Below are 25,939 nucleotides of genomic sequence, written 5' to 3' on the forward strand. Positions count from 1 at the left end.
TTGGCGACATCATTCCGACCTGAACCAGTTCCACCGACGGCGCGGCTGCTCCTCCGCCGTGCTTCTCGTGGCCGGTCCGCTCACCTGCTCGAGCTCCTCACAGTGCCGCTCGAGGTAATGGTGAACCTCATCCGCCCACGGGTCCTGGAGCGATGTCTCCGCCCGGACGAGGGTGTCGTGGTCGAACTCCACGCGCGGCTCGGGATCGTCGGCGTCGATCTCGACCCGCATGACGAGCCAACTGGTGTCGGCCTGATCCAGAGCCTCCAGCTGGAGCAGGTCTTGCAGCGGCTCGCTGGTCGGCTCGATGGACTCCTGCACCAAAGCTCCGCTGCGATCCCGAAAGACCACGACAGCTGGCGTCATAGTCGCGTCGAGAGACGCCTCCTCTGCCGAGTCGCCCAACTTGGCCCACCAGGTGACGATGCGCACCCAGCCTGTCGGCGCTGCATCGCGATACCGCTGAGCGAACTTGGTGAGCAGCGCGGCTGTCTCATGGGTCATGGGTTCTTCCTGTTCATGAAGCGGTAGGTGTTCTTGATGACGGTGCCATCTTTGTTCACAGTTTCCGTCACTACTCGGAAGACATCTGGCCGAACCGACGTGTTGCCGTCGAAGTACACCGGCTCCATCCTGACCTTGACGTCTGCCACATCAGGATCACGTATCGCATCACGCAGCGACCGTTCCATCTTGGCGTAGCCGCTGTTGTTGAGGTTCTTCGTGCCGTCCGCGAGCGGTTTGCCGTTCCCGGGTACCACGTTGAGGCGGTTCGTCGGTCCGCCGAACCAGTGTCCGAGCAGGTGGAAGCCCACGTCGGTGTCGGCCGCCACTCCTGGTGTGTTGCCGATGTCCGTCTGCAGCTTGCTCCGGGTCGCCGAGCCCTCGGTGAGGGAACCCTCGATCGCCTTCGTGCGTCCGAACTCGTCCGTCCTCCAGGTGATCCCGTTGTACTCGTAGCTGGCGTTGGGATGCGCCTTGTTCGCCGCGGCGTTGAAGCTCGCCTCATCGGTAAACTTCATCGAGGGCACATCGACCTTGCCGGCAAGCCCGTCCGCCTTCGCGACGCTCGGCATGGGGGCCCCGCCGATCGCGTCGTCGAGAACCTTCCCTCCGACCTCGTCGACGAACTTCGCCGCGTCACTGCCCTTGAAGACCTTCGTCCCCCATTTGGCCCCGGTGCCTCCCCAGCCGGCGAGAGGCACCATCGCGACAACCGTGAGGCTGCCGTTGACCACGTCGCCCTCGGCGTAGTACCACGCAGCGTTGATGCCGTCGATGGGCTCTCCGATGACGGGGACCAGGCCCAGCACGTCGAGGAAGAGGTGCCCTGCATCCGACCACCAGGGCTTGTCCTCGGTGCGCGCGAGGACCTCCTCCTCGAACGCCGTCGAGACGAGTCTGACGTCCTCCCCCACAGTCAGGGAGTAGGTGCTACCCCCCTCGTAGGGAGTGATGGAACTGGCGAGCATGTCACCGGCGGCGGCACCGTCATCGACCGGCCACTTTCGTTGAGTGAGGAGGTAGTCCACGAAGGAGGAGACCTCGTGCGACTCCCCATCCACCTCGACGGTCGTGCGGTCCGCCTCCTTCACCAGCCGCATCCCCGCCTCGGGGTCCTGGGCCACGGCCTGCAGCACGAGCGCCATCGGGTCGTAGGCCTCGGTGCCGTCCGGCAGTCGCGCCCCGAGGTAGCTGCCCATGGGATATGCACTCTGGTTCCACATCCCCTCGTGGCCGTCCTCCCCGGTCTCGTAGTCGTAGAGCGCCTGGGTCAGCTCGACGGTGAAGTCGCTCGACCACCGCCCCCGGGAGACCACCGCCGCGAGCCTGGACGCCTGACCGGGCGGGTCGGTCGTTGTGATGGCGTCGATCCACTGCTGGTTCCACCCCTCGGGCGGAGCGACGTCCCCCGTGCCCCGGGAGGCAAGGCCCATCGTCTCGCCCAACCCGCCCAGGAGGGCGTCATAGTCCTGCCGCCATTGCTCCAGGTCTTCCTGATAGTCCGGGTCCATCCCCGAGGCAGGGGGCGGGTGCCCCACCGTCATGATGGTGTTGGACAGATCCTCCAGGTCGGCCCGCTCGGCCAGTGCCTGCGCGAAGTAGGGGTCGTTCTTGCCCTCCGCGAGCAGGTCAAGGACCTCCTGCGGAATCTCCCCGCCCTCCTCGAGGTAGTCCGCGACCTTCTGCGCATCCGCCTCGACCTGCGCCTGGCTCTTGGTCGACACGTCGTCCTCGTCGAACTGCGCATACACCTGCACACCGGGGGTCGAGGCCTCGATCTGTTGCGCCAAAGCCAATCTCCGGCGCAGACCCCGGATCTCGTCGTCGGCCCAACTGAGCACGTCGTCCACCCGCGAGAGCGAGCCCGTGCCAAGCATCACCCCACTCAGGTTGCCGGAGACCGTGGACCGGTCCCCCGGAACGTCCGAGCGGACCTTCTCCACCCCCGCCACCAGATCGGTGAAGCCGGGGATGTGAATCGAACACACCGCCATCAGCGCATCCCCGCCATCTTCTGCCACCGGGTCTGCCACGCCGTCGACTCGACCCGCTCGGGTTGGCCGGCGATCGCGTCGTCGAAGTCCTCGATCACCTTGTCGCGCACTGTGCCCAGCGTCCGCTTGTGCTCGCTCAGCGCGCTGCCGAAGTCGTCCGCAGTCGTGCTCACCCAGCAGCCAGCCGACATCGCCCGGTCAGCCTTGTCCAAGGCCTCCTTGATGTCGTCCGCCGGGCTCACCGATCTGCTGCGAGCGGACTCCAACGCGTCCTTGTAGGCGTTGGGCACCATCGTGACCTCGTCCTCACCCGCCATGCTCCCCATACCCCTCTGTCAGTTTCGTGCGGTCAGTGCTGCGGACGTTCGCCGTGCTCGGCGACCCAGGTCGCCAGGTAGTTCTCGAAGCGGCCCATCGACTCCTCGTCGTGGATGCCCTGGCTCCGCTTGGCGGGGCCGTAGCCGAAGTGCGTCCGGAACGCGCCGTCCGCGTCGACCTCCAGGTCCATCACGCTCCACCGCTCCCCGCTCGCCGCCATGGCCTCGTTGAGCTCGGCGACCAGATCGTAGAGGGGCTCGTCGAAGTCGAACTGACCGACACCCCAGCGGTCCTGGAGGTCGACGACCCCCAGGGTGACGTAGTTGAGGTGGACCGCACCGTCGACCTGGGTCGCCTCCCAGTTGCCGACGAGCCGGGCCCACCCGGCCGGCGCGATCTCGACGAAGCGCTGCGCGATGGCGCGCACCGCCTCCTGCTGCTGGCTGGCCTCCACGACCCACCCCTCCCGGTTGTCTGTGGCTCCACGATAACCATTCGTCCCGACATTCGCCCGGACGCGATACCGTCGCCCCACACCAGCGACGACGCAGACCAGGAGGTCCACCATGGACGTGCTGTGGGGCATCGGCGGCATGGTCCTGCTCATCGGGCTGGGACTGGCGCTGTCCACCAACCGCAAGGCGGTGAACTGGCGCACCGTGCTCGCCGCGCTGGGGATTCAGGTCGCCTTCGGCATCATCGTCCTCTACTGGTCCTGGGGGCAGCAGGCCCTGGGGGCGGTGAGCCAGGGCGTCCAGGCCGTCATCAACACCTCCAACGCGGGCATCAGCTTCCTCTTCGGCCCCGTGCTGCCGCAGGGCGAGAACGCCGGGGTCGTCTTCGCCTTCCAGGTGCTCCCGGTCATCATCTTCTTCGCCTCGCTGACCGCCGTGCTCTACCACTTCAAGATCCTGCAGTTCGTGGTGGAGAACCTCGGGCGTGCGCTCGGCGCGGTCCTCGGCACCCGCAAGGCGGAGTCGGTCAACGCGGCCGCCAACATCTTCGTCGGCCAGACCGAGGCACCCCTGGTCATCCGGCCCTATCTGCGCGGCCTGAGCCGCTCCGGTCTCTTCGCCGTCATGGTCGGTGGCCTCTCGACCGTCGCCGGCTCGGTGCTCGTCGGCTACTCCCTGCTCGGCGCCCCGCTGGAGTACCTCATCGCCGCGTCGTTCATGGCGGCACCGGGGGCGCTGATGATGGCGAAGCTGGTGCTCCCAGAGGACGCTGAGGAGCCGCCGGAGGAGCGTCGCCGCCCGGATCGCATGGTCGCTGACCGGCCCGGGGAGGCCGACGCCGACAGCGACGCGGACGGCATACCTGATGAGGACGACGACCTCGACGGTATGGAGTACCGCAACGTCGTCGACGCCGCCGCCTCGGGCGCGGCGGACGGGCTCAAGCTCGCGCTCAACATCGGCGCCATGCTGCTCGCCTTCATCTCCCTCATCGCGCTCATCAACCTGCTCATCGGGACGGTCGGAGGGTGGTTCGGGGCGCCGGACGTCACCTTCGAGCAGCTCCTCGGCTACCTCTTCGCGCCGCTCATGACCGCGATCGGGGTGCCGTGGGCGGAGGCGACCGGCGCGGGCAGCTTCGTCGGGCAGAAGATCGTGGTCAACGAGTTCGTCGCCTTCTCCAACTTCGCGCCCACCATCGACGACTTCAGCCCCAAGACGGCCGCGATCGTGACCTTCGCCCTCACCGGCTTCGCCAACCTCGGCTCGCTGGGCATCCTGCTGGGCGGACTGGGGTCGCTGGTCAAGGACCGGCGGAGCGAGATCGCCGAGCTCGGCCTGCGCGCCGTCCTCGCCGCGACCCTGGCCAACCTCATGAGCGCGGCGATCGCCGGCATCCTCATCGGTTAGCGACCCGGCGACGGTGCGCGCCCCTGCCTCCACCGACGTCTACAGTGGACCGGTTGGGGTGAGGCCCTGACGCCGGAGATCCCGAACCGCCAGCGAGGAGTGCACGCGATGGTCAACGTCATGCTCGCGGGCGGCATCTCGATGGTCCTCGCGCTCCTGTGCACCCCGCTGTTCATCCGCTTCCTCGTCCGCCGTCGCTACGGGCAGTTCATCCGCGACGACCTGACCCACCACCACGTGAAGCGGGGCAAGCCGACGATGGGCGGCGCGGTGATCATCGGCGCCTCCCTCCTGGGCTACTTCGGCTCCCACGGCGTCGTGCTGCTGCTCGCCCTCACGGGTCTGCTCGACGTCACGGCCAGCCGCTTCTCCATCAATGCGCTGCTCGTGCTCTTCCTGCTCACCGGCCTGGGCGTCATCGGTTTCTTCGACGACTACACCAAGATCCGCAAGGAGCGAAGCCTCGGCCTCACGTCCGGCCAGAAGCTCGTCGGGCAGACCCTCATCACGGTCGTCTTCGCGCTCGCCGCGCTGCTCGTCACCGACGAGGAGGGTCGCTCACCGGCCTCGACCGCGATCTCGTTCGTGCGCGACACCCCGCTGGACCTGGCCTTCGCGGGGCCGGTGGTGGGGCTGCTCCTCTTCCTGCTGTGGTCCAACCTGCTCATCACGGGCGCGTCCAACGGGGTCAACATCACCGACGGTCTCGACGGGCTGGCGACCGGGGCCTGCACGATGGTGTTCGGCGCCTACACCGTCATCGCGATGTGGCAGCACAACCAGAGCTGTGGCATCGCCCCGGGGTCGAACTGCTACTCGATCAGCAACGCCATCGACCTGGCCGTCGTCGCCGCCGCGATCTCGGGCGCCTGCGCCGGGTTCCTATGGTGGAACGCCTCGCCTGCGTCGATCATCATGGGCGACACCGGCTCGCTCTCGCTGGGAGCGGCGCTGGCAGGTATGGCGATCCTCACGCATACCCAGCTGCTCCTGGTCATCCTCGGCGGGCTCTTCGTCATCATCACGGCCTCGGTGATCATCCAGGTCATCAGCTTCAAGCTCACGCGCAAGCGGGTCTTCCGGATGGCTCCGCTGCACCACCACTTCGAGCTGCTGGGATGGGCCGAGATCACCATCGTCATCCGCTTCTGGATCGTCGCCGGCATCTGCGTGGCGGCCGGGCTGGGCCTGTTCTACGCCGAGTGGGTCGTCAGCCTCTGATCCGGCGGCTCGCCTGCTGCCCTGTCGGTGGGGCGCGTTAGGTTGAGTCGCATGCGAGCGATCACGATCCCCGAGCCCGGTGAAGCCGACGCCCTCGTCGCCGCCGACGTGCCCACCCCTGCTGCCGCCGCGGGCGAGGTGCTCGTCGACGTCGTCGCCGCGGGAGTCAACCGGGCCGACGTCATGCAGCGCAAGGGCGCCTACCCGCCCCCGCCCGGAGCCTCCGAGCTGCCCCGGGCTGGAGGTCAGCGGCCGCATCAGCGCCCTCGGCGAGGGCACGCAGGACTCGAGCTGGTCGGTCGGTGACGAGGTCTGCGCGCTGCTCGCCGGCGGAGGGTATGCCGAGACCGTCGCCGTCCCGGTCGGCCAGCTCCTACCCGTGCCCGACGGCATACCCCTCGAGGACGCCGCCGCGCTGCCGGAGGTCGCCTGCACGGTCTGGAGCAACCTCGTCATGGAGGCCGGGCTGAGCCAGGGCGAGACGGTGCTGCTCCACGGCGGCTCGAGCGGGATCGGCACGATGGCGATCCAGGTCGCCAGGGCGCTCGGCGCCCGGGTGGCGGTCACGGCCGGGTCGGCGGACAAGCTGGAGGCCTGCCGCGAGCTCGGCGCCGAGATCCTCATCAACTACCGCGAGCAGGACTTCGTGGAGGAGCTGCGCGCGGCGACCAACGGCGGCGGCGCCGACGTCATCCTCGACGTCGTCGGCGCGAAGTACCTCACCGACAACGTGCGCGCCCTGGCCGACGACGGGCGGCTCGTGGTGATCGGGCTGCTCGGTGGTCGCACCGGCGAGCTCGACCTGGGGGCGCTGCTGCGCAAGCGCGGCCGGGTGCAGGCGACCTCGCTGCGCTCCCGGTCCCTGACGGGCAAGGCCGAGATCGTCGCCCAGGTCCGTGAGCACGTCTGGCCCTGGGTCGCCGAGGGCCGGGTGCGGCCCCTCATCCAGTCCCGCCACCCGCTCGAGGACGCCGCGGCGGCGCACCGTGAGATGGAGGCCAGCCAGCACATCGGCAAGATCCTGCTCACCGTGCAGGCGTAGGAGCGCCGGCAGCTCACCGTGCAGGCGGAGGGGGCGCCGGCCGCTCACCGTGCGCGCCGATCGCGGGGGCCTTCCTGAGCAAGCCGGCGTTGCCCTGAGGCGACCTGAGCAAGCTGAGTCCCTACGCTGCACCACTGCATTGCTGCAGCGTGCGGACTCACCTTGCTCATGGTGCTGCGGGGCCGGCCCACAGACCGGCGGAGTCGGCGCCGGGGGTGGCCGACGCCGGGCGTCGGCCGCCGCCGGCCGCTCGCGCCGTCGACACCTCGGTCCCGGCGGCGCGCCGGCGGTCACTCGACCATGAGGTACTCGACCTCCGGGTCCAGCTCGGCGACCTCTTCGGGGGTCATGAGCGGACCCACCTCGGCGTCCTCCTCGAGGAAGATCTTAAAGCCGCCGTGGACGTGCTCCGGGGTGGAGGCGTTGACGAGGTCGTAGGTGTAGACCTTGTCGAGCGGGTGCCCGATCCCGTCGACCGACTTGATCGCCGCCACTCCCTCGTGCTCGGTGAGCCCGGCCTCGTCCTGCACCACGCTGGCGTACACCTGGTGGTAGACCATCGCCTTCTCCGGAAGGTCGTGCTCCTCGACGAGACCAGCGAGGTATGCCGCGACCTCGTCGAGCTCGGCGCCGGTGGTCCGGCCGTAGACCTCCCCCGGCACCTGGCCGGGCGCCACCGCCCACTCCGGGTCGAGCGCCACCCCGACGTCCGGCTCGACGAGCCACCGCTCGAAGTCGCGCACCTCCTCCGGGAAGGGCACCGCGCCGGTCTGGATGTTGAGCAGCAGCAGCGCGTCGTGCCGCCGGGCAAGCTCCAGGAAGTCATCGATCGTGTCGTCGGCCATCTGGGTGCGGTAGGTGCCGTCCGCCCCGGGCACGGGGTGGGCGATCGACACCACGAGCTCGAGGACCGGCAGGAGCTCGCGGTCACCCGCGAAGTCGGCGAGCTCGGTCTCGATCTCACCCGCCCGTTCGTCCGGGTCGCCGATCCCGAGCCGGCCCATGGCCTCGGAGTCCGGGTGGCCGACATAGCCCACGAGGGCGTAGTCCGGGAAGAGCTCGCGGCCCCCGCGAGGCAGCTCGGCCGGCCCGTCGGTCGTCGCCTCGGCGCCGTCGCCGTCGCCGTCGCCGTCGCCGTCGCCGTCGCCGGCAGTATCACCCGGTTCGCCCGCGGCACCACCGGCGGCCTCCTCGTCCTCTACGTCCCCCGATCCTCCGGCTCCCCCCGTCGGCGTCGGGGCCGCCGAGGTCGCGCCGGGTGCCTGCGTCTGCGCCGGGTCGCCCGCCTGTCCCTCGTCGTCGGTGCCAGCGCAGGCCGCCAGGGCCAGCACGCCGGTGAGTGCCATGATCCTCGCGTGGCGTCCCATCCCCCTACTGTCCCAGGTGGAGAAGCCTTCCCGGCCGGGGCTCGCGGCGTACGTCTTCCAGAGCCGCGAGGATGCCGCGGGTGTCGCGGTCGGCCGGTCCCAGCTCGGAGCGCCTGGTCCACCGGGCCTTGCGGGCCTCGGTCGCCAGCTCCAGGTCGGGACGCTCGTCGAGCACCACCCGGAAGACGACATCCACCCCCTGCTCGACCGCGTCCACCCGCACCGTCACCGGGTCGCCCGGGTCGATGTCGAGCCCGACCTCCTCGGCCACCTCGCGACGCACTGCCTCAGCCGGCTCCTCGCCACGGCCGAGCAACCCCCCGGGCAGGCTCCACCCTCGACGGTGCGGCTGCCACAGCACGAGGAACTCCCCGTCGTGCTCGATCACGCACACGGCGCCGACGGTGTAGCTCGGGGCGACCGTCCGCACGGCCAGGCGCTTGAGCGGGCCCGGCGCCACCCGGAAGCCGACCAGCGCCGCGGTGCCGGCCTTGCGGCGCAGCGTCGAGAGATCCATCCGGTCAGCCAACCACACCCCGTGGTCGCGGGAGACCTGGCCGCTACCCTCGTGCCGATGGGCATTCGTGAGCGCATCGCGACAGTGGTCCCGGGGCTGCGACGCATCGGCGTCGTGGCCCTGCTGCTGGTGCTCGCCTACACCGGCGGCGTCGCCACCACCCACCTGTGGCCGGTGCATACCCAGACCCGCTACTTCTCCGCCGACATCTCGGTCCAGCCGCGCCTCAGCTCCACCGTGCTGCTGCCGACCGTCGTCGGCGACATGACCGTGTCCTTCACCCGGCAGGTGCTGCCGGCCCCTGGCCTCGAGGCCCAGGTGCAGGTGCGCGAGGAGGTCACCGACCTGCTGCGGCGCGGCCAGCTGCGCAGCTCCGACCTCGAGCCCACCCCGGGCGAGCTGCGCGACGCCATCGACGCCGGCGTCGCCGAGCTCGCGTGGAAGTTCGCCGCCGGCGCCCTGCTCACCACCGCGCTCGTCATGCTCGCGTATGCCGCCGCCCGCCCCACGCACCTCGCGCGCGGTCTCATCGCCTCGGTCGTCGCGACGGCGCTGGCGATGATCGTGCCGGGAGCTGCGGCATACCTCACCTATCGGACCGACCGCGTCGCGGAGTTCCGCACCACCAGCCTGCTCTCGTTGGCCACCGACAACAGTGACCTGCTTGCCGGGCTCGACCGCAAGGCCGACCAGGGTGCCGTCTACGTCACCAACCTGCTGGCGCTGTCCACGGCGATGCGCCAGGAGTTCAGCCCGGACGCGACCGAGCAACCTGCCGCCGCGCGGTTCCTGCTGGTGAGCGACATCCACGGGATGAACCAGTACCCCCTCATGCGCGAGATCGTGCAGACCCAGGACATCGACGCGGTCATCGACGCCGGCGACCTGCTGAACTTCGGGCGTGAGGACGAGGGCGACCTCACCGGCATCTACGAGGGCATCGAGAGCCTCGGCGTGCCCTACATCTACGTCCGCGGCAACCACGACGGCGCGCAGGCGCGGGACGAGGGCGTGCTGGAGCGGATGGCGCAGGTGACCAACGTGCTGCTCGTCGAGCCGACCGAGGGCGAGCTGCAGCAGATCAGCGTCAACGGGGTGACGATCACCGGCTTCAACGACACCCGCTACTTCAACCAGCGCAGCGGCGACTACGGCGGCGACCAGACCGCGCTCGCCCAGCGGTTCCGGGAGGCGACGGCCGGGCTGCCGCTCAGCGACATCGTCCTGACCCACCAGCCGTATGCCGCGGACCGGGTGAGCGCCCGCGCCGTGACGATCAACGGGCACATGCACTCCCGGGACCTCACCGGGCAGCACCTGCAGGTCGGGTCGTTCACCGGTGGCGGTCTGGTCAACCAGTTCCGGCTGCCGCCGCTGACCGAGCAGGCCCAGGAGGCGGCCGAGGAGGACCCCGAGACCGCCGGTGAGCTGGAGGGTCACCCCTACAGCTTCGACATCCTCAGTTTCGGCGAGGACTGCGCGATCAGCAGCCTGACCCGCTACAGCTACCGCAACCTCGTGTCCGGTCGGCCGCAGTTCGACGACGTCAGCCTCATCAACGGCCGCTCGATCCAGCCGCAGGTGCCGCAGGACCGGTCCTGCTCGACCGACCTCGGGGTCAGCGTGCAGGCGGTCGAGCAGCTCCTGCAGGACGCCGAGGCCGACCCCACCGAGGTGGAGGTCACCCCGCCCGACGACGCCGTCGTCACGACGCTGCCGCCGCTGGACCTGCCGGAGATCGAGGACGGGCCGGGAGCGGTGGGGTCGACGGACGGCGCGGGAGTGACCGAGGAGCCGTGACGAGCCCCGTGCGGAGGCGTGTGACCAAGCCGTGGCCAGGGGCACGCGTGGGTCACGAAGAAGCGCACGACCCGACGCACGAGCGTGCGGTGGCGCGGGGTGAGGTCAGGAAAGAGACCAGGTGTGGCGGACGGTATACCGAGGGGTGCCGCCGGGTCCCTGGCCGAGCTCGGAGCGGATGAGGCAGACCTCCTCGGCCCGCCACGTCGAGGTATGCAGGGTGTCCAGCGCCTGCAGCAGGTGGCCGGCAGCCTGGGGTCGGCCGATGGAGCGGGCGAGGGTGAGGTGCGGGGTGAACCGCGTGCCGTCGACGCGAACGCCGCTGCGGCTCGCCAGCGAGCGCAGCGCCATGGCCCAGCTCGCCAGGGACCCGGGGTCGGGCTCGGCCACCGCGGCCCAGAGGACCCGCGCCTCACCAGGGTCGGGGAAGGCACCCGCCCCGCGGAGGGCCAGCTGCACCGGGCGTGAGCGCTCGGCCCAGGCCTCCCCAGCGGCGATGAGCTCCTCCTCGCGCCACTCCTCGAGCTCGGGCAAGAAGGCGAGCGTCAGGTGCCGCTGCTCGCTGCGGGTCCAGCGCCACTGAGCACGGTCGGCGAGCGCCTCCTGGCGGGGCTCGAGGAAGCCGTCGAGCTCCTCGGTGATCGCGGCGGGTGGCAGCAGGGCGATGAAGGCGCGCATCAGGCCATCGTCTCAGGGCCACTGGGGCGGTGTGCGAGGCTGGGAGCGTGAGCACGTCGAGCCAGCAGCCCCGCAGCGACCGCACCGTCATCGCGGTCGCCTGGGCCGCTGCGGCCATCGTGGTCGCGCTCGTCGCGGCCTTCATCGCCTGGCTGGCGCTGGGCCAGCGCGACGCGGACCCGAGCGCGGCGCCCGCCTCGTCGGCCAGCAGCGACGCGACGCCCAGCGCTGATCCGAGCGAGGACGCCGATCAGCCGCCGTCAGCCTCTTCCGCCGACGACGGCTCGGATGCCGGGGAGGCACCCGCCGACCCGGGCGCGGCCGAGCAGACTCCCCCGCCTGAGGTCGCCCAGATGATGCTCGACCTGCAGCGCCGCGACCCCGACGACCCGCTGGCGGTCGGCGACGTCGACGCACCGGTCGTCATGATCGAGTACGCCGACTACCGCTGCCCCTACTGCGCGCAGTTCCACCTCGACATCCGCCCCGACCTCATGCCGCTCGTCGAGGACGGGACGTTGCGCATCGAGTTCCGCGACTTCGTCATCTTCGAGGAGACCTCCCAGCTGGCTGCGGTGGCCGCCCGCGCCGCCGCCGAGCAGGACCGGCTGGAGGAGTTCCAGGACGCCGTCTTCGCGCTGTCCACCGAGGGTCACGGCGAGTATGCCGAGGCCGAGCTCCTCGCCATCGCCGAGCAGGTGGGGGTGGCGGACCTCGAGGAGTTCGAGGCCGACCTCACCGACGAGGAGCTCCTCGCCGCCGTGGAGGCGGACACCGCCGAGGCCCGCACCATCGGGGTCGCCTCCACCCCGACCTTCCTCATCAACACCCAGGTGCTGCAGGGCGCCTACCCGGCGGACCGGGTCATCGAGATCATCGAGGAGCAGCAGCAGGTCGCGTCGCAGCAGTCGTGACCTCGCCCTCGCGCTGCCGCCGGCGACGGACGGCATACCACCGGTGCCCCAGCGCGACGACCAGCGCGAGCAGCACGGCCGCGCCCACGACGAGCCACGGCCCGCCCGCGAGCGCCGCCTCGAAGGCCACCGCCCAGATCGCGAAGCCGACCGTCGCATAGATCACCGCCCACGCGAGGGCGCCCATCGACTGGGCGAGGGTGAAGGCCCACCACCGCATCCGCAGCACGCCGGCCGAGGCGAGGACGACGGTCTGCAGGCCCACGGTGAGGTAGCACAGCGGCACCGCGCCGATCCCGCACCGCTGCACCGCGCCGCGCCCGCGGTCGAGAGCCTCGCTGCGCAACCACCGGTGCACCGAGGCGCGCCAGCCGGTGAGGGGGTGGGTGTGCCGCAGGGTCTGCTCGGTGACCGTGCGGGCGATCCAGTAGGTCACCTGGCCGCGCAGCATGGCAACGCCCCAGAGGAAGGCGAGGGCGAGGCCGAGCGGGAAGGACTGCCAGACGTCCACCCGACCAGCATCCCACGCGCGGCGCACCGGGTCGGGGGCGGTGGGGCACGGCATACTCCGGCCATGAGGATCGTCGTCGCCCTCGGGGGAAACGCGCTGCTGGAGCGCGGCCAGGTGCCCGACGCGGGCGCGCAGGTCGCCAACATCCGGCGCGCGATGCACGCGCTGGCGCCGCTCACCGACGACCACCAGGTGGTCATCACGCACGGCAACGGGCCACAGGTCGGCATCCTCGCGATGGAGAGCGCCGACGACGCGCGACTGAGCCAGCCCTACCCCTTCGACGCGCTCGGGGCGATGACGCAGGGGCTCATCGGCTACTGGATCCTGCAGGCGATCGGCAACGAACGGCCCTACCGGCAGTTCGCCGCCGTGCTCAACCAGACGCTCGTGGACGCCGACGACCCCGCCTTCGGGGATCCGAGCAAGTTCGTCGGGGAGGTCTATGCCGAGGCCGAGGCCCGGCAGCTCGCCGAGAAGCACGGCTGGCAGGTCAGGGCGGACGGGACCCACTGGCGGCGGGTCGTGCCCTCGCCCCGGCCGCGGGAGATCATCGAGACCCGGCTCATCGACCACCTGCTGGACGAGTCGGTCATCGTCGTCTGCGCGGGTGGCGGCGGGGTGCCGGTCGTGCGGACGGAGACCGGTGACCTGCGCGGGGTCGAGGCGGTCATCGACAAGGACCTGTCGGCCGCGCTGCTCGCGCACCGGCTCGGCGCCGACCGGCTGCTCGTGCTCACCGACGTGCCCGCGGTCATGGAGGGCTACGGCACCGATGACCAGCGGGAGATCCGGCACACCACGCCAGAGGAGCTGCGGGCGCTCGACCTGCCGGCCGGGTCGATGGGGCCCAAGGTCGAGGCGGTATGCCGTTTCGTCGAGGTCTCCGGGTCACGCTCCGGCGGCGTCGAGGTGGCTGCCGCGATCGGCAGTCTCGACGAGGCGGTGGCCCTCGTGGACGGCTCGGCGGGGACCTACGTCACCGCCCGCCGGGGCTGAGAGGGCAGGGGCTGTCCCAGGGCCGCCCGACGTCTGGTTGCGCAGGAGACGTCGTCCCGGCGACACGCCCGTCCCGAGCGGCTCATCCGCGCACGTGCGTAGCTGAGCCGATGTCGACCGGCGTGGCGGCGGGACGACCGGCCCCGGGGCTCACGTCAACGACTGCCGGTGCGGCCCGGTGCTGATCGCTCACCTCAGGAAGCTCGGCGACGTGGCCTCAGAGCTCGTCGGCGAGGGCCCCGTCGAACCACGCGCCCAGCACCGGGCTCCACTCGCGGATCGCGACCTGCTCGACCAGGCCCTGCTGCTGGAAGGGGTCCTCACGCAGCAGCTCGGCCAGGTCGGCAGCGCTCTCACCACGCAGGATGAGCAGCGCGGCATCAGGCGCCTCGTCGATGGTCGCGTAGGGACCGGTCAGCAGGGCGGTGCCGTCAGCGGCGAGCGCGCCGAGGAAGTCGCGGTGCGCAGGACGGTGCTCGTCCCGCGCCGCGGTGTCGTCGGAGTAGGTGTAGTGCACGACGAAGAGGCTCATGCCGCTCATCCTAGGGACCCGCCGCCCCTCCCAGTCGACCTCGGCCCGCCCGGCCCCCTCTCCCGACTGACCACATCGCCCCACCGAGCGCCGCAGATGGTTGCTGAGGCGCCCACCGAACGCCGCAGATGGCTCCCCAGACCCCCACCGAACGCCGCACATGGCTGCATGGCTCGCTCTAGGTTGCTAGCATCATAGCCATGATCGAGAAGGCGCAGTTCAACGTCTACCTGCCCAAGGACCTGATCACCGAGATCAAGCACCGCGGCATCGACGAAGCCATCAGCCTGTCCGCCCTCGTCGAGAAGGCGCTGCGGGCATACCTCAACGAGCACCGAGGAGACCAGCCGTGATCGCCAACCTGACCGCGCAGCCCATCCGGTTCACCGCCGACATCCCGGCCTGGCAGCGCATCGCCCAGACTCTCGGCGGCCACCTGATCCTCGAGCGGCCCGGCTGGCTCGTGTATGCCCTCGGCTCCGGCCGGCTCGCCCTGCACCACGCGAGCGCGGAGCAGCCGGCGTCGATGACCAGACTGGCCTTCTCGACCAGCACGCCGATCCCCGAGGCGGTCGCGGAGGCCGCTGTCGCCGGGGTGCCCATCGCGCTCGGCCACCCCGATCACGGCGAGGCGGGCCTGGTCACGGCCGCAGACGGCACCGAGCTCACTCTCGACTCCCCCACCCCGGTCGAGCTCCCCGGAGCCGTGCGCGATGCTCGGCTGAGCGTGATGCCCATCTGGTACGCCCCCGACACCGGCATGATCCGCGGCGTCGTCGAGGGCCTCGGAGCAACGCCGCGCCTCATGGCCGACGACGGCGGCTGGACCGACCTGACGTGCGCTGGCGGCGGACTCGTCGCCGCCCACCGGGCGGACCATGGCGGCATCGAGCTCGCCTTCGAGTGGGACGGCGACGTGGAGGACGCCCTGACCCTCATGACCGAGGCAGGCATCCAGGCGGTCCTCATCGACGAGACCTACAGCCGCACCGTCCAGGTCACCGACCCCGACGGCGGCAAGGAGATCTGGGTCAACGAACGCCAGACCGACCATTACGGCTACACCCGCGTCAGCGCCTGAGCTCGTGCCCGCGCCACGCACGGAGGGGCGCCGGGCCGTGCTGCTGGCCCTCGCCCTGCTCACGGTCGAGTTCCTCGCGGGCATGCAGCGCTACCTCTCCCAGACCGTGCTCCCGCTCCTCGCGCGGGACCTGGACGGGGCGCATCTCTACGGTCCCCTCGACGCCGCCGCCCAGGCGCCGCTCTTCCTCACGCTCCCCGCGGGCGCGTGGCTCCTCTCGCGGGTGCCGGTGCGCACGCTCGTGCTCGCCTTCACGTTGATCACGGTCCTCGGTTCGGTCATCTGCGCCCTCGCGCCGACCATGCCGGCCTTCATCGCGGGCACCGCGGTGCGAGCGCTGGCCGCAGGCGCCCTCGCGACGATCAGCCTGGGTGCGATCAGCCGGGGCCTGCCGAGCCGGCATCGCCAGCTGGTGCTCGCCGGTATGTCTGGCGTCTGGCTGCTCTCCTCCACCCTCGGCCCGGTGTATGCCGCGACCACGGCCTCCCTCCTGGGGTGGCGCTGGGCGATGGTCGCCTACCTGCCCCTGCTGGTCCTCGCACGCTGGGCGGTGGCCCGTCAGTTCCCGCCCGAGGCGGAGCAGGGGCCGACCGGTGAGACCGTCCCGTGGCGGTGGGCCGTCGTCCTCGCCGCGGGGTCCGCCATCCTGGCGCTGCCGGTCGACGGGGCGTCGATGTTGGCGGTGGCGCTGGGGGCGGGGGCGATGCTCTGGGCGACGGCTCGGCTGCTCCCGCCGGGCACTGCTCGCGCGCACGGTGGTCGGCGCGCCGGACTCATGGCGCTCGGGGTGACGGCGGCGGCATACTTCGGCGCCACGATGGTGCTCTCGGTCGTCGCGCACGACGGCCTCGGCCTCAGCACCGCCTCCTTCGCCGTGGTCATCGCGGCACCGGGCGTGGCTTGGGCGCTCACCGGGCTGTGGACGGGAGCCCACCCGGCCCTGTCAGACGCGCCCTTCGCGCGCCGGTCGGGGCGGGCCGGTGCCGTGCTGACGGGCGGGATCGTGGTTCTGCTTGCCACCACGACGCTGGCGCCCAGCTCATCGGTGGCCTTCGTCGGCCTGCTTGTCGGCGCCACGCTGGCCGGCCTGGGCATGGGAGCGTTGTACCCCGACCTCCTCGGTCGCTGCCTGACGCCGCCGGAGCACGACGACGGCATCACCTCCGACCGCATCGCCGGTGCCGCGGTGCTCGTGGAGTCGGTCGGCATGGCGGTCGCCACGACCGCGGGGTATGCCTTCCTCGGCACCGGATTCGGGCTCGGCTCGGGCGTCGCGGACCGATCCCCCTGGCTCTACCTCGCGCTGACAGTCGTCGCACTTCTCATGCTGCACCGGCTCCGGGCGGCGGCCCGGCCAGCCTCTGCGCAGCCCCTCGCCTCCACCGGGTGATCTGAGATCGGCGACCATCTGCGACGCCCGGTCGGGCCAGGGGCGACCATCTGCGACGCCCGGTGGGGCCAGGGGCGACCATCTGCGGCGCTCGGTCGAAGAAGGGAAGGAAAAGGAAAGAGAGGAGCAGGAGGGGTGGACGGGTGGGGTGGGTGGGACGGGTGGGGTGCATGGGGAGGGTGCGGTCGGCGGATCAGGTGAGGGCCCGGTCGAGGTCGCGCCAGAGGTCCTCGACGTCCTCGACCCCGACCGACAGGCGCAGGAGGTTCTCCGGCACGGTCTCCACCTCGAGCGGGTGGCGGCGGCGGCGCTCGATCTGGCTCTCCACCCCGCCGAGGCTGGTCGAGTGGGTCCACAGGCGGGTGGCACGGCAGACCCGCTCGGCGCCCTCGACACCGCCAGCGACCTCGATCGACAGCATCCCGCCGAAGCCCGGGTAGCGCAGCCGCTCGACCGCCGGGTGGTCCACCAGCCGACCAGCGAGGACCTGCGCGCTCGCCTCGGCGCGCTCCAGCCGCAGGTGCAGCGTCCGGATCCCGCGCAGCACCAGCCACGCCTCCATGGGCCCGGGGATGGCGCCGCGCAACGACCGGTAGGTATGCAGTCGCTCCAGCAGGTCGGGCCGCTCCGGTGAGACGACGGCGGCCCCGAGCAGCACATCGGAGTGGCCGGCGAGGTACTTCGTCGCCGAGTGGATGACGACGTCGACGCCCCAGGTGAGCGGCTGCTGACCCAGCGGGGTCGCGAAGGTGTTGTCGGCGGCGACGACCGGGCGGGCCTCGGCATACCGCTCGCGCAGGCCGCGCACCACGGCCGGCACGTCGGCGAGCTCCATCATCGGGTTGCTGGGCGACTCGATGAGGAGCAGGTCGGCGCCCTCGCACGCGGCGAGGGTGCCGGAGACGTCCTCGGCCTCGACGCGGCGCACGCTCAGCGCCCCGGCGGCCCGGAGCTCGTCGAGCAGCCCGGTCGTCCCGTTGTAGACGTGCCGCGGCGCGACGACCACGCCACCGACGGGCACCAGGCCGACGACGGCCGCGACCGCACCCATGCCCGAGGCGAAGGCCAGCGCCCGGCCGCCCTCGAGCGAGCCGAGCACCTCCTCCACCGCCTCCCACGTGGGGTTGGAGGTCCGGGCATAGCTCACCTCGCCGTCCGCGACGTAGGTCGAGCTGAAGGTCACCGGCACATTGACCGGCGCGCCGGGGTGGCGTTCGGGTCGCCCGAGCGCCACCGCGCGCGTGGCGGGGGCATACAGCCCGTCGTCGTGGCTCACGTCATACCTCCTGCTGGGACTGGCGCTCACGATAGGCGGCCGCCGCGACCCGGTTGCCGCAGGACGTGCTGCAGAAACGCTTCGAGCGGTTGCGGGAGAGGTCCACGAGGACACCTTCGCACCCGTCGGCCTCGCAGCGCCGCAACCGCCCGAGCTCGCCGGCCCTGACCACGTCGACCATCGCCATCGCGGCCTCCACCACCATCCTGGTCGCGAAGGGTGCGTCGTCGTCGGTCGCGTGCAGGTGCCACCCCCACCCGTCGTGGTCGACCAGGCGGGGGACGGCGCGCTCCTCGGCCAGCAGGACGTTGACGAGATCGACGACCCCGGCCTCGTCGAGCTCCCACAGCTGGGCCAGGCGGGGCCGCACGAGCCGCACCCGCTGGACCTCGGCGAAGCGCCGGTCGGGCGTGCCCGACCACCGCCAGTGCCGCACGAAGGCCTCGAGATCCGCCACGGTCGTCAGGGTGTCGACCCCCTCCGCACGAGCCTGCGCCGCTCGCTCCGGCGTCAGGTGATCGCTCCCGCTCCCGGCCCCCGTGCGGGTGTTGACGAGCCCCGCCGCACCCTGCAGCGCCTCGACCGTGTCATGAGTGAACTGCAACTTGACTCCTGATGACAGACGTCCCTATCGTCATTAGTGTCATCGATAGATGCTCCTGACGCCAACCCACGAGAGGGGGCCCGCCCCATGACCGCGACCCAGACCACCGTGAACCCCCGACCGGCCGGTATGCCGGGTCGGCACCCCCGCGCGCGGGTCCTGCTGCTCGGCCTGGCGGTGGCCATGCTGTCCGCCTCGATGTTCGGCACCGCCGGAGCCGTGGGCAAGAGCCTGCTGCTCCAGGGGTGGACTCCCGGCGCCGCCGTGACCGCACGGGTCGCCCTCGGCGCGCTCGTCCTCGCCGCGCCCGCCGCCGTCGCGATGCGCGGCCGGTGGCACCTCCTGCGCCGACCCGTCACCTGGATCCACACCGGCCTCTTCGGCCTGGTCGCGGTGGCCGGATGCCAGCTGTTCTACTTCCTCGCCGTCGAGCGGCTCTCGGTCGGCGTGGCCCTCATGCTGGAGTACCTCGGGCCGATCCTCGTCGTCGGCTGGCTGTGGGCACGGCGCGGTCAGCGCCCGCGCCCGCTGACGATCGGTGGGGTCGCGCTGGCCGTGGTCGGCCTGCTGCTCGTCCTCGACGTCCTCGGTGAGGTCCAGCTGAGCGCCGCCGGAGTCATGTGGGGCCTGCTCGCTGCCGTGGGCCTGGCCGTCTTTTTCGTCATCGGCGCGGACGACGCGAGCGGGCTCCCGCCGACCGCCTTCGCCGCGATGGGTATGACGATCGGCGCCGTCGCCCTGGCGCTCGCCGGGCTCCTCGGCGTGGTGCCGATGGCCGTCAGCACGAGCGACGTGCTGCTCGCCGGGGTCGACGCACCGTGGTGGGTCCCGGTGCTGTGGCTCGGCCTGGTCGCGGCCGCGGGGGCATACCTCACCGGCATCGTGGCCGCCCGGATGCTCGGCGCCAAGGTCTCGTCCTTCGTGGGGCTGGCCGAGGTGATGTTCGCCGTGCTCTTCGCCTGGCTCCTGCTCGGCGAGATGCCGGCCGCGATCCAGCTGCTCGGCGGCGTGCTCATCGTGGCCGGGGTGGCCGCGATCAAGGCCGACGAGCGCGACGACGAGCTGCCGGCCGCCACCTACGAGGTCGAGCCGCTGCCCGAGGTGGACGCGCGGTCAACTCTCAGCCGCGATGTCATCTGACAGCCTCCCCGAGCAGGCTGTCAGATGACCTACCGGCTGACAGTCGCACCGCAGCGGCGCACCCGGCCCGTCAACGCGCGCTCGCGCGCCGCACGAAGTCGGTGATGCCCTCGGCCTCCTCGACCCGCGAGGACTCCCCGACGTAGGGCATGTGCCCGGTCTCGAACCACGCGTGCTCGATGCGGTCGAGCGCGGCGTCGGGCAGCCGCAGGTGCGCGACGGTGTCCTCGGCGGCGGAGTAGGGCGTGGCCAGGTCGTAGTAGCCGTACTCGAAGCGCACCCGCAGGTGCGGGTTGGCGCGCATGACCCGCTCGAGCTTGTCGACGACGTTGATGGGCTTGGCCTCGAACTCCTTGTAGGACCAGTGCTCGATGGCGTCGGAGAACACGGCGTAGGGCAGGTCCAGCTCGGATCTCAGCTCGGACCGCAGGTAGTGGTGGATCGCCGCGGCATACGGGCCCATGATCGCGTCGATGCTCGGGTCGGCGTCCATGCCCTCGGCGATGCCGGAGTGCAGGACCCCACGGATGCGCCCGTCGATCCGCCCGACCGTCTCGCCCTGATCACGCAGCAGCTCGGTGCAGAAGCGCCAGTGCTCCGGCCGCAGGTCGCAGCGGCGGACGTAGTCCTCCGACAGACCGGTCAGCCGCGCCAGCCGGGTCACCACGTCGGCGCGCTCGTCCTCGGTGAGCCGGTTGCCGCGCGCCAGCGCCCAGCGGTAGGTGCCCGCGGCGAACTCCTCGGCCTCCCCGAGCACCTCGGCGAGCTCCCGACCCTCGTGCTTGCCGTGGTAGTGCGCGATGGCGGCATACGTCGGCACGTAGGACAGGCACGCCTCGTCGAAGCGCAGGTAGCGGAAGTCCTGGGTGCCGAAGTCGAGCACGCTGGAGATCAGGACGAGCCCGTTGAGCTGCAGCCCGAAGCTCGTGAAGAGGTGCTCGGCGACCGACACCGCGCGCGTCGTGCCGTAGGACTCCCCGGCAAGGAACTTCGGGCTCATCCACCGGTCCTCGCGGGTGCACCAGAGCCGGATGAGCTCGGCGACCTGCTCGACGTCCTTCTTCCACCCGTGGAAGTCCTTGGCCTTGCCGCCCTCGACCGCCCGCGACCACCCGGTCGACATCGGGTCGATGAAGACCAGGTCGGAGGCCCGCAGCAGCGTCTCCGGGTTGTCCTTGAGCGCGTACGGCGGCGGCGTGGGGTCGTTGGGCTCGCCCGCGTCCGCGATCCGTGGCCCGAGCACGCCCAGGTGCAGCCAGACCGAGCTCGACCCCGGGCCACCGTTGAAGACGAAGGTGATGGGCCGGTCGCGGTCGGGCGCGCCGTCCTCGTCGGTCAGGGTGTATGCCGTGACCGCCAGCTCGCCGCGGGCCGTCCACCCCTGGAAGACGTCGTCCTTGACCTCTTCCTCCCGGATGACGATCCGCCCCGTCGTGGCGGTGTAGGTCAGGTCACCGTCGCTGGTGCCGATGGTGTGCTGGGTCTCGACCAGCTGGTCGCGCGGCTCCGGGCGCTTGGCCGCGCCGCCGGTGTCGCCGCCGCTGGTGTCGACCGTGCTCGTGCCTGTCGAAGCCTCATCGCTCATGGTGCCCCACCCTAGACAACGCTCACCCCGGGTCCAGGGCGTGGGTTCGTGGGGCACGGCCCCCCGGAACCCCCGCCCAGGACGGCGAGGAGGCGCGGACCGAGAGGGTCATCCCTGCCGCGCCTTGAAGCGCGGGTTCTGCTTGTTGATGACGTAGAGCGTGCCGCGGCGCCGGACGACCTGGCTACCCGGGGCTTGCCTGAGCGAGCGCAGGGACTTGCGCACCTTCATCGGCTCACCGCCAGACCGCGCTGGGCGGCCCGCGCGAGCCGCCGCGGCACCTGGACGACCTGACCGTCGACGGTCACCGGCACGAGGTCGGCCGGGGCCGCCTTCCACTGGGACCGGCGGTGCCGGGTGTTGGAGCGCGACATCCTGCGCTTGGGAACGGCCATGGGTTTTTCTCCTTCGGTCGGCCCGTCGCCACGGTGACGACAGGCAGGGGGTGCAGGCGCACGCCAGGACGGCGCGCGCGTCGAGTCAGGCGGCGCCGCGGATGGGCCCGAGCCACGGCTCGAGGCCGTCCTGGTGCTGCTCCCACAGGCTGCCGAGACGGGTGAGCTCGGTGTCGTTAAGCAGGCAGTCGCGGAACGCCCCACGGATCGACGCGCGCCGGTCGTCGTCGTGACGCCCCGTGACGAAGACGCGCGACATCGGCCCGGTGGCCGCGCTCCACGTGGCGACCGCGCCGAGGCGGTGCTGACCGCCGGCGCCGTCCCAGCCGATGACGTCGCCCGGGCGCGTGGCCACCCACAGGCAGCCGCGCGCGCGGTGGGAGCCAACGCCGAGATCCTCGAAACGCTGCTCGAGCCGGCGAGGGTGCATGGGTCGGTCGGCGGTCAGCTCCATGGTCCACACCTGCTCGGTCTGCGGGGTCGGGACCGGACCGCGCCGCACGTCGCTGACCCACGCCTCGGTGGAACCGTGGTGGTGGACCCCCTGCTGCAGGATGCGGGCGTCGATCTCGCTGCCGTCCCGGAGCACGAGGGCGCCGGGCCTGGCCAGGGCACGGACGGCGTCGTGCCCCACCGGGTCGCGGCTGCCGCGCACGACGACGAGATCGGCATACTCCAGGATCGGCACGGCGACCTCGGCGAGCCCGCGGTCCTCCGACGGCAGGGTCGGCACGTCGGTGTCGGCCAGGAGCTCGTCGCCGAGGAGCACATCACCCAGCCCGGCGCCCTCGAAGGTCGCGACCACCGAGGCGACGTGGAAGGACCACGACTCGGCGGCATACCCGGCGACGCGGCAGACCTGCGAGGCCTCCGCGCCGGCCGCGAGGTGGGCCACGACGTCGGACCACCGGCCGAGCTGCCCGAGCCGGTCGAGGGTGGGCACCATGTCCTCACGGATGGCGCAGCTGACGCACGCGTGCTCGAGGTCGACGACCTCCTCCTCCAGCTTGCCGGTGCGGTCGCTGACGATCCGGACCAGGCGCTGGCGGTCGGGGTCGATGCGGTGCTCGACGACGACCGCATCGGGCAGGTCCCACTGCAGACCGACGGTGGTCGCGGCCATCGCCTCGGGGTGGATACCGGTGACCAGGTGGACGGGGATGGTGCTCACCGCAACTGCTCCCGTCCGCCGGAGGAGGCGGGGTAGGGCGGGTGGATGCCGTTCTTCACGATGTCCTCTCTGAGGTATGGTTGAGAATCGTTCTCATTCTTACACAGCTTGTGGAGGCCTCATGTCCCGCACCTGCCAGGTGACCGGAGCCCGGCCAGGCTTCGGCCACGCCATCTCGCACTCGCACCGGCGCACGAAGCGCCGCTTCGACGTCAACATCCAGCGCAAGCGCTACTGGGTGCCCAGCCTCGGCCGCCACGTGACGCTGACGCTCAGCGCCAAGGGCATCAAGACCATCGACCGCTGCGGGATCGACGCGGTCGTGGCGGAGATGCTGGCCCGGGGAGAGCGGTTCTGATGGCCGGGAAGAGCAAGGACATCCGCCCCAAGGTCACCCTGCGGTCCACCGCAGGGACGGGCACGACCTACATCACCGAGAAGAACCGGCGCAACTCCCCCGACCGTCTGGTGATGCGCAAGTACGACAAGGCGATCCGCCAGCACGTCGAGTTCAAGGAGTCACGCTGACATGGCCAAGAAGAGCAAGATCGCGGCGCAGCGCCGCCGGGAGCAGGTCGTCGCGCGGTATGCCGAGCGACGGGCCGAGCTCAAGGAGCTCCTCCGGGTCGGCTCTCCGCAGGAGCGCGCCCAGGCCCAGCGCGACCTGCAGCGGCTGCCTCGCGATGCCAGCCCCACCCGCCTGCGGCACCGCGACGCCGTGGACGGACGCCCACGGGGTTACATCGGCAAGGTCGGGCTGTCCCGTGTGCGTTTCCGGGCCCTGGCCCACCGCGGCGAGCTGCCCGGCATCACGAAGTCCAGCTGGTAGCGCGCCCCTTCTGGACATCGGTTGTCCGGGCCCGCTCCCCGGAGACCGATGTCCAGACGGAGGGGCGGGTGGGCCTGTGATGGGATGAGAGATATGACGAACCCGCTCCTGTCGCCCTCCGTCCTGCCCTTCTCCCTGCCCGACTACGCCACGTTGACGGATGCTCACGTCCGCGAGGCGATGGAGACCGGGATGGCTGAGCAGCTCTCCGCCCTGCGGATGCTGGCCGAGGACACCGAGCCCGCGACGGTGGCCAACGTCCTGCACGCCTGGGAGACCTCCGGCGCGACCCTCGACCGGACGCTGTCGGCGTTCTGGGTGGCCAAGTCGGCGGACACCAACGACGAGCGGGACGCGATCATGGCCGAGTTCGCGCCGCGGCTGGCCGCGCACAGCGACACGATCATGCTCGACACCGGCCTCTACGCCCGCCTCACCGCCCTGCGCGAGCGGGCGGACGCCGGCGAGGTGGAGCTGGACGAGCAGGACGAGTTCGTCCTCGACGAGCGGCTCCGGGCCTACGAGCGCGGCGGCATCACCCTCGACGAGCCCGGGCAGGCCCGCCTGCGCGAGCTCAACGGCGAGCTGGCCACCCTCTCCACGGAGTTCGACCGGCTGCTCGTCACCGGGCGGGCCGCGGCCGCGGTGCACGTCACCGACGAGGCCGAGCTGGCCGGGCTGGGCGAGGACGACAAGGCCGGTCTGCGTGGCGCCGCCGAGGCCAAGGGCCTGGACGGCTGGCTCATCACCCTCACCAACACGACCGGTCAGCCGATCCTCGACAGCCTGGAGCACCGCGGCCTGCGCGAGCGCGTCTACCGCGCGTCGGTCGACCGTGGCCTCGGCAGGGACGGCGCAGGGGCCGAGCACGACACCCGCGAGATCCTCGTGCGCATCGCCCGGCTGCGCGCCGAGCGTGCCTCGCTGCTGGGCTACGAGCACCACGCCTCCTACGTGCACCAGGTCGGGTGCGCCCGGACCACAGACGCGGTCAACGACCTCCTCGGCCGGCTCGCCCCCGGAGCCGTGCAGATCGCGCAGCGGGAGGTCGACGCGCTGGGCGAGCTGCTGCATACCCTCGAGCCGGGCGCGACCCTGGAGGGGTGGGACTGGCAGTTCCTCGCCTCCCGCAGCGCCGGCGAGAGCTTCGACACCGGTCAGCTGACGCCCTACCTCGAGTTCGAGCGGGTGCTGCACGACGGCGTCTTCGCCGCGGCCACGGCGCTCTACGGCATCACCTTCCACGAGCGCGAGGAGCTCGTGGGCTACACCCAGGAGGCGCGGGTCTTCGAGGTGCGCGAGGAGGACGGCTCGGCCCTCGGCCTCGTCGTCCTCGACCCCTACACCCGCCCGACCAAGAAGGGCGGGGCGTGGATGACGAGCATCGTCGACCAGTCGCACCTGCTCGGCGACCTGCCGGTGGTGACCAACACCTGCAACGTGCCGCCGCCCGCGCCCGGCTCCCCCAGCCTCATGACGTGGACCAACGTCGTCACCCTCTTCCACGAGTTCGGCCACGACCTGCACGGCCTGCTCTCCGACGTGCGCTACCCCTCGCGGGCGGGCACGTCGGTGCCCCGCGACTTCGTCGAGTTCCCCAGCCAGGTCAACGAGATCTGGGCCTGGGAGCCCGCCCTGCTGGCGCGGTATGCCCGTCACCACGGGACGGGTGAGCCGGTGCCCGCGGAGTGGATCGACCAGCTCGTCGACAGCCGCACCGAGACGGGATACCACACGCTCGAGCTGCTCAAGGCGATGATCCTGGACCAGGCCTGGCACCAGACCCCGCTGACCGAGCTCCCCCAGGACGGCTCGGGCGTCGAGGCCTTCGAGGCGGCCGCGCTGGAGGCGGCCGGGGTCGCCTTCCCGCTCATCCCGCCGCGCTACCGCAGCGCCTACTTCCACCACATCTTCGGCGGCGGCTACTCGGCCGGCTACTACTCCTACCTCTGGTCGGAGGTCATGGACGCCGACACGGTCGCGTGGTTCCGCGAGCAGGGCGATGAGGACAACCCCGGCGGTATGACCCGCTCGGCCGGCGACACCTTCCGCCGCGAGCTGCTCGGCCGGGGCGGCTCGATCGAGGCCCTGGAGACCTACCGGCGCTTCCGCGGCCGCGACCCCGAGGTCGCCCCGCTGCTCGAGCGCCTCGGCCTCACCGGCTGAGGCGGGCGTCGGGCTGCCCGGACCGAGCTGGTCCGGGCGG

The 25,939-nt window shown here is 71.5% G+C and carries 28 protein-coding genes and 1 pseudogene; 14 read left to right on the top strand and 15 right to left on the bottom strand.

Going from position 1 to position 25,939, the window contains the following annotated elements; translation table 11 throughout:
- Window positions 1-9: 9 nt before the first annotated feature.
- Genes FA582_RS14475 through FA582_RS14490 form a run of 4 tightly spaced genes read right to left on the bottom strand, consistent with a single transcriptional unit; the run spans window position 10 to window position 3,270 of the window.
- Window positions 10-504, bottom strand: a complete 495-nt coding sequence (locus FA582_RS14475) for a hypothetical protein (protein WP_010146208.1) — start codon at window positions 502-504, stop codon at window positions 10-12.
- Window positions 501-2,537, bottom strand: a complete 2,037-nt coding sequence (locus FA582_RS14480; protein WP_147899855.1) for a DNA/RNA non-specific endonuclease — start codon at window positions 2,535-2,537, stop codon at window positions 501-503. The genes FA582_RS14475 and FA582_RS14480 overlap by 4 nt, the downstream gene beginning before the upstream one ends.
- Entirely contained in the window at window positions 2,498-2,824 is a 327-nt protein-coding gene (locus FA582_RS14485) for a hypothetical protein (RefSeq protein ID WP_010146210.1), read from the bottom strand. The genes FA582_RS14480 and FA582_RS14485 overlap by 40 nt, the downstream gene beginning before the upstream one ends.
- A gap of 23 nt (window positions 2,825-2,847) precedes the next feature.
- A complete protein-coding gene (locus FA582_RS14490; RefSeq protein ID WP_010146211.1) occupies window positions 2,848-3,270 on the bottom strand; it encodes a hypothetical protein in 423 nt (140 codons plus the stop codon).
- A gap of 112 nt (window positions 3,271-3,382) precedes the next feature.
- Between FA582_RS14490 and FA582_RS14495 the strand changes: the two genes are divergently transcribed.
- The 3 genes and pseudogenes from FA582_RS14495 (at window position 3,383) to FA582_RS14505 (ending at window position 6,944) form a co-directional block, all read left to right on the top strand.
- A complete protein-coding gene (locus FA582_RS14495; RefSeq protein ID WP_010146212.1) occupies window positions 3,383-4,681 on the top strand; it encodes a NupC/NupG family nucleoside CNT transporter in 1,299 nt (432 codons plus the stop codon).
- A gap of 108 nt (window positions 4,682-4,789) precedes the next feature.
- Entirely contained in the window at window positions 4,790-5,902 is a 1,113-nt protein-coding gene (gene mraY / locus FA582_RS14500; RefSeq protein WP_010146213.1) for a phospho-N-acetylmuramoyl-pentapeptide-transferase, read from the top strand.
- 51 nt (window positions 5,903-5,953) lie between these two features.
- Window positions 5,954-6,944, top strand: a pseudogene (locus FA582_RS14505) (NAD(P)H-quinone oxidoreductase).
- Window positions 6,945-7,234: 290 nt separating this feature from the next.
- Here the strand turns inward: FA582_RS14505 and FA582_RS14510 are convergent.
- Both FA582_RS14510 and FA582_RS14515 read right to left on the bottom strand, forming a co-directional pair.
- Complete coding sequence (locus FA582_RS14510; RefSeq protein WP_202798060.1) at window positions 7,235-8,311, bottom strand: hypothetical protein; 1,077 nt, start codon at window positions 8,309-8,311, stop codon at window positions 7,235-7,237.
- A 4-nt stretch (window positions 8,312-8,315) separates the two neighbouring features.
- Complete coding sequence (locus tag FA582_RS14515; protein ID WP_010146216.1) at window positions 8,316-8,828, bottom strand: NUDIX hydrolase; 513 nt, start codon at window positions 8,826-8,828, stop codon at window positions 8,316-8,318.
- A 57-nt stretch (window positions 8,829-8,885) separates the two neighbouring features.
- Here FA582_RS14515 and FA582_RS14520 point away from each other — a divergent pair, with 57 nt between their 5' ends.
- Window positions 8,886-10,628 (top strand): metallophosphoesterase family protein, encoded by a 1,743-nt coding sequence (locus FA582_RS14520; RefSeq protein WP_010146217.1) that lies wholly within the window; start codon window positions 8,886-8,888, stop codon window positions 10,626-10,628.
- Window positions 10,629-10,733: 105 nt separating this feature from the next.
- Here the strand turns inward: FA582_RS14520 and thpR are convergent, their stop codons facing one another.
- A complete protein-coding gene (gene thpR / locus FA582_RS14525) occupies window positions 10,734-11,306 on the bottom strand; it encodes an RNA 2',3'-cyclic phosphodiesterase (protein ID WP_010146218.1) in 573 nt (190 codons plus the stop codon).
- A gap of 47 nt (window positions 11,307-11,353) precedes the next feature.
- Here thpR and FA582_RS14530 point away from each other — a divergent pair, with 47 nt between their 5' ends.
- Window positions 11,354-12,220, top strand: a complete 867-nt coding sequence (locus FA582_RS14530; RefSeq protein WP_010146220.1) for a DsbA family protein — start codon at window positions 11,354-11,356, stop codon at window positions 12,218-12,220.
- Here FA582_RS14530 and FA582_RS14535 read toward each other — a convergent pair.
- Window positions 12,180-12,785, bottom strand: a complete 606-nt coding sequence (locus FA582_RS14535; protein ID WP_051125075.1) for a DedA family protein — start codon at window positions 12,783-12,785, stop codon at window positions 12,180-12,182. The genes FA582_RS14530 and FA582_RS14535 overlap by 41 nt on opposite strands.
- A gap of 9 nt (window positions 12,786-12,794) precedes the next feature.
- Between FA582_RS14535 and FA582_RS14540 the strand changes: the two genes are divergently transcribed.
- A complete protein-coding gene (locus FA582_RS14540; RefSeq protein WP_010146222.1) occupies window positions 12,795-13,730 on the top strand; it encodes a carbamate kinase in 936 nt (311 codons plus the stop codon).
- 217 nt (window positions 13,731-13,947) lie between these two features.
- Here the strand turns inward: FA582_RS14540 and FA582_RS14545 are convergent, their stop codons facing one another.
- On the bottom strand, window positions 13,948-14,262 hold the full coding sequence (locus FA582_RS14545) for a YciI family protein (RefSeq protein WP_010146223.1): 315 nt from the start codon (window positions 14,260-14,262) through the stop codon (window positions 13,948-13,950).
- A 200-nt stretch (window positions 14,263-14,462) separates the two neighbouring features.
- Between FA582_RS14545 and FA582_RS14550 the strand changes: the two genes are divergently transcribed.
- The 3 genes from FA582_RS14550 to FA582_RS14560 are packed head-to-tail and all read left to right on the top strand — an operon-like array spanning window position 14,463 to window position 16,733.
- On the top strand, window positions 14,463-14,615 hold the full coding sequence (locus FA582_RS14550) for a type II toxin-antitoxin system CcdA family antitoxin (protein ID WP_010146224.1): 153 nt from the start codon (window positions 14,463-14,465) through the stop codon (window positions 14,613-14,615).
- Window positions 14,612-15,343 carry a hypothetical protein gene (locus FA582_RS14555; protein ID WP_010146225.1) on the top strand — a complete coding sequence of 244 codons (732 nt, stop codon included), beginning with the start codon at window positions 14,612-14,614 and terminating at the stop codon, window positions 15,341-15,343. The genes FA582_RS14550 and FA582_RS14555 overlap by 4 nt, the downstream gene beginning before the upstream one ends.
- 4 nt (window positions 15,344-15,347) lie before the next feature.
- The gene (locus FA582_RS14560) at window positions 15,348-16,733 is read left to right on the top strand and encodes an MFS transporter (protein ID WP_141567452.1); all 1,386 of its coding nucleotides are present in this window, start codon (window positions 15,348-15,350) and stop codon (window positions 16,731-16,733) included.
- A gap of 193 nt (window positions 16,734-16,926) precedes the next feature.
- Here the strand turns inward: FA582_RS14560 and FA582_RS14565 are convergent, their stop codons facing one another.
- Window positions 16,927-18,009 carry a trans-sulfuration enzyme family protein gene (locus tag FA582_RS14565; RefSeq protein ID WP_010146228.1) on the bottom strand — a complete coding sequence of 361 codons (1,083 nt, stop codon included), beginning with the start codon at window positions 18,007-18,009 and terminating at the stop codon, window positions 16,927-16,929.
- Between the two features lies 1 nt (window position 18,010).
- Window positions 18,011-18,613 carry a CGNR zinc finger domain-containing protein gene (locus tag FA582_RS14570; RefSeq protein ID WP_010146229.1) on the bottom strand — a complete coding sequence of 201 codons (603 nt, stop codon included), beginning with the start codon at window positions 18,611-18,613 and terminating at the stop codon, window positions 18,011-18,013.
- Between the two features lie 87 nt (window positions 18,614-18,700).
- On the opposite strand from FA582_RS14570, the gene FA582_RS14575 reads away from it, so the two are divergent.
- Window positions 18,701-19,753 (top strand): EamA family transporter, encoded by a 1,053-nt coding sequence (locus tag FA582_RS14575; protein WP_010146230.1) that lies wholly within the window; start codon window positions 18,701-18,703, stop codon window positions 19,751-19,753.
- A gap of 70 nt (window positions 19,754-19,823) precedes the next feature.
- Here the strand turns inward: FA582_RS14575 and FA582_RS14580 are convergent, their stop codons facing one another.
- The 4 genes from FA582_RS14580 to FA582_RS14595 form a co-directional block, all read right to left on the bottom strand.
- Window positions 19,824-21,338 carry a S10 family peptidase gene (locus FA582_RS14580; RefSeq protein WP_010146231.1) on the bottom strand — a complete coding sequence of 505 codons (1,515 nt, stop codon included), beginning with the start codon at window positions 21,336-21,338 and terminating at the stop codon, window positions 19,824-19,826.
- Window positions 21,339-21,446: 108 nt separating this feature from the next.
- Window positions 21,447-21,569, bottom strand: a complete 123-nt coding sequence (gene ykgO / locus FA582_RS14585; RefSeq protein WP_010146232.1) for a type B 50S ribosomal protein L36 — start codon at window positions 21,567-21,569, stop codon at window positions 21,447-21,449.
- A complete protein-coding gene (gene rpmF, locus FA582_RS14590) occupies window positions 21,566-21,733 on the bottom strand; it encodes a 50S ribosomal protein L32 (RefSeq protein ID WP_010146233.1) in 168 nt (55 codons plus the stop codon). The genes ykgO and rpmF overlap by 4 nt, the downstream gene beginning before the upstream one ends.
- An 85-nt stretch (window positions 21,734-21,818) precedes the next feature.
- Complete coding sequence (locus FA582_RS14595; protein WP_010146234.1) at window positions 21,819-22,904, bottom strand: GTP-binding protein; 1,086 nt, start codon at window positions 22,902-22,904, stop codon at window positions 21,819-21,821.
- Window positions 22,905-23,025: 121 nt separating this feature from the next.
- Between FA582_RS14595 and rpmB the strand changes: the two genes are divergently transcribed.
- The 4 genes from rpmB to FA582_RS14615 all read left to right on the top strand — a co-directional run bounded on the left by rpmB (window position 23,026) and on the right by FA582_RS14615 (window position 25,899).
- Entirely contained in the window at window positions 23,026-23,262 is a 237-nt protein-coding gene (gene rpmB, locus FA582_RS14600; protein WP_010146235.1) for a 50S ribosomal protein L28, read from the top strand.
- Window positions 23,262-23,432, top strand: a complete 171-nt coding sequence (gene rpmG, locus FA582_RS14605) for a 50S ribosomal protein L33 (RefSeq protein WP_010146236.1) — start codon at window positions 23,262-23,264, stop codon at window positions 23,430-23,432. The genes rpmB and rpmG overlap by 1 nt, the downstream gene beginning before the upstream one ends.
- Before the next feature lies 1 nt (window position 23,433).
- Window positions 23,434-23,733, top strand: a complete 300-nt coding sequence (gene rpsN / locus FA582_RS14610; protein ID WP_029540332.1) for a 30S ribosomal protein S14 — start codon at window positions 23,434-23,436, stop codon at window positions 23,731-23,733.
- Window positions 23,734-23,826: 93 nt separating this feature from the next.
- Window positions 23,827-25,899, top strand: a complete 2,073-nt coding sequence (locus FA582_RS14615) for a M3 family metallopeptidase (RefSeq protein ID WP_010146238.1) — start codon at window positions 23,827-23,829, stop codon at window positions 25,897-25,899.
- The last annotated feature ends 40 nt before the right edge of the window (window positions 25,900-25,939 follow it).

The organism is Serinicoccus profundi (genome assembly GCF_008001015.1).
Lineage (GTDB): Bacteria > Actinomycetota > Actinomycetes > Actinomycetales > Dermatophilaceae > Ornithinicoccus > Ornithinicoccus profundi.

What these genes read in the sequence shown, in the direction of transcription:
- FA582_RS14475 (WP_010146208.1), bottom strand. Translation starts at nt 504, where the DNA reads ATGACCCATGAGACAGCCGCGCTGCTCACCAAGTTCGCTCAGCGGTAT.
- FA582_RS14485 (WP_010146210.1), bottom strand. Translation starts at nt 2,824, where the DNA reads ATGGGGAGCATGGCGGGTGAGGACGAGGTCACGATGGTGCCCAACGCC.
- FA582_RS14495 (WP_010146212.1), top strand. Translation starts at nt 3,383, where the DNA reads ATGGACGTGCTGTGGGGCATCGGCGGCATGGTCCTGCTCATCGGGCTG.
- mraY (WP_010146213.1), top strand. Translation starts at nt 4,790, where the DNA reads ATGGTCAACGTCATGCTCGCGGGCGGCATCTCGATGGTCCTCGCGCTC.
- FA582_RS14510 (WP_202798060.1), bottom strand. Translation starts at nt 8,311, where the DNA reads ATGGGACGCCACGCGAGGATCATGGCACTCACCGGCGTGCTGGCCCTG.
- FA582_RS14515 (WP_010146216.1), bottom strand. Translation starts at nt 8,828, where the DNA reads ATGGATCTCTCGACGCTGCGCCGCAAGGCCGGCACCGCGGCGCTGGTC.
- FA582_RS14520 (WP_010146217.1), top strand. Translation starts at nt 8,886, where the DNA reads ATGGGCATTCGTGAGCGCATCGCGACAGTGGTCCCGGGGCTGCGACGC.
- thpR (WP_010146218.1), bottom strand. Translation starts at nt 11,306, where the DNA reads ATGCGCGCCTTCATCGCCCTGCTGCCACCCGCCGCGATCACCGAGGAG.
- FA582_RS14535 (WP_051125075.1), bottom strand. Translation starts at nt 12,785, where the DNA reads ATGCCGTGCCCCACCGCCCCCGACCCGGTGCGCCGCGCGTGGGATGCT.
- FA582_RS14540 (WP_010146222.1), top strand. Translation starts at nt 12,795, where the DNA reads ATGAGGATCGTCGTCGCCCTCGGGGGAAACGCGCTGCTGGAGCGCGGC.
- FA582_RS14545 (WP_010146223.1), bottom strand. Translation starts at nt 14,262, where the DNA reads ATGAGCCTCTTCGTCGTGCACTACACCTACTCCGACGACACCGCGGCG.
- FA582_RS14550 (WP_010146224.1), top strand. Translation starts at nt 14,463, where the DNA reads ATGATCGAGAAGGCGCAGTTCAACGTCTACCTGCCCAAGGACCTGATC.
- FA582_RS14575 (WP_010146230.1), top strand. Translation starts at nt 18,701, where the DNA reads ATGACCGCGACCCAGACCACCGTGAACCCCCGACCGGCCGGTATGCCG.
- FA582_RS14580 (WP_010146231.1), bottom strand. Translation starts at nt 21,338, where the DNA reads ATGAGCGATGAGGCTTCGACAGGCACGAGCACGGTCGACACCAGCGGC.
- ykgO (WP_010146232.1), bottom strand. Translation starts at nt 21,569, where the DNA reads ATGAAGGTGCGCAAGTCCCTGCGCTCGCTCAGGCAAGCCCCGGGTAGC.
- rpmF (WP_010146233.1), bottom strand. Translation starts at nt 21,733, where the DNA reads ATGGCCGTTCCCAAGCGCAGGATGTCGCGCTCCAACACCCGGCACCGC.
- rpmB (WP_010146235.1), top strand. Translation starts at nt 23,026, where the DNA reads ATGTCCCGCACCTGCCAGGTGACCGGAGCCCGGCCAGGCTTCGGCCAC.
- rpmG (WP_010146236.1), top strand. Translation starts at nt 23,262, where the DNA reads ATGGCCGGGAAGAGCAAGGACATCCGCCCCAAGGTCACCCTGCGGTCC.
- rpsN (WP_029540332.1), top strand. Translation starts at nt 23,434, where the DNA reads ATGGCCAAGAAGAGCAAGATCGCGGCGCAGCGCCGCCGGGAGCAGGTC.
- FA582_RS14615 (WP_010146238.1), top strand. Translation starts at nt 23,827, where the DNA reads ATGACGAACCCGCTCCTGTCGCCCTCCGTCCTGCCCTTCTCCCTGCCC.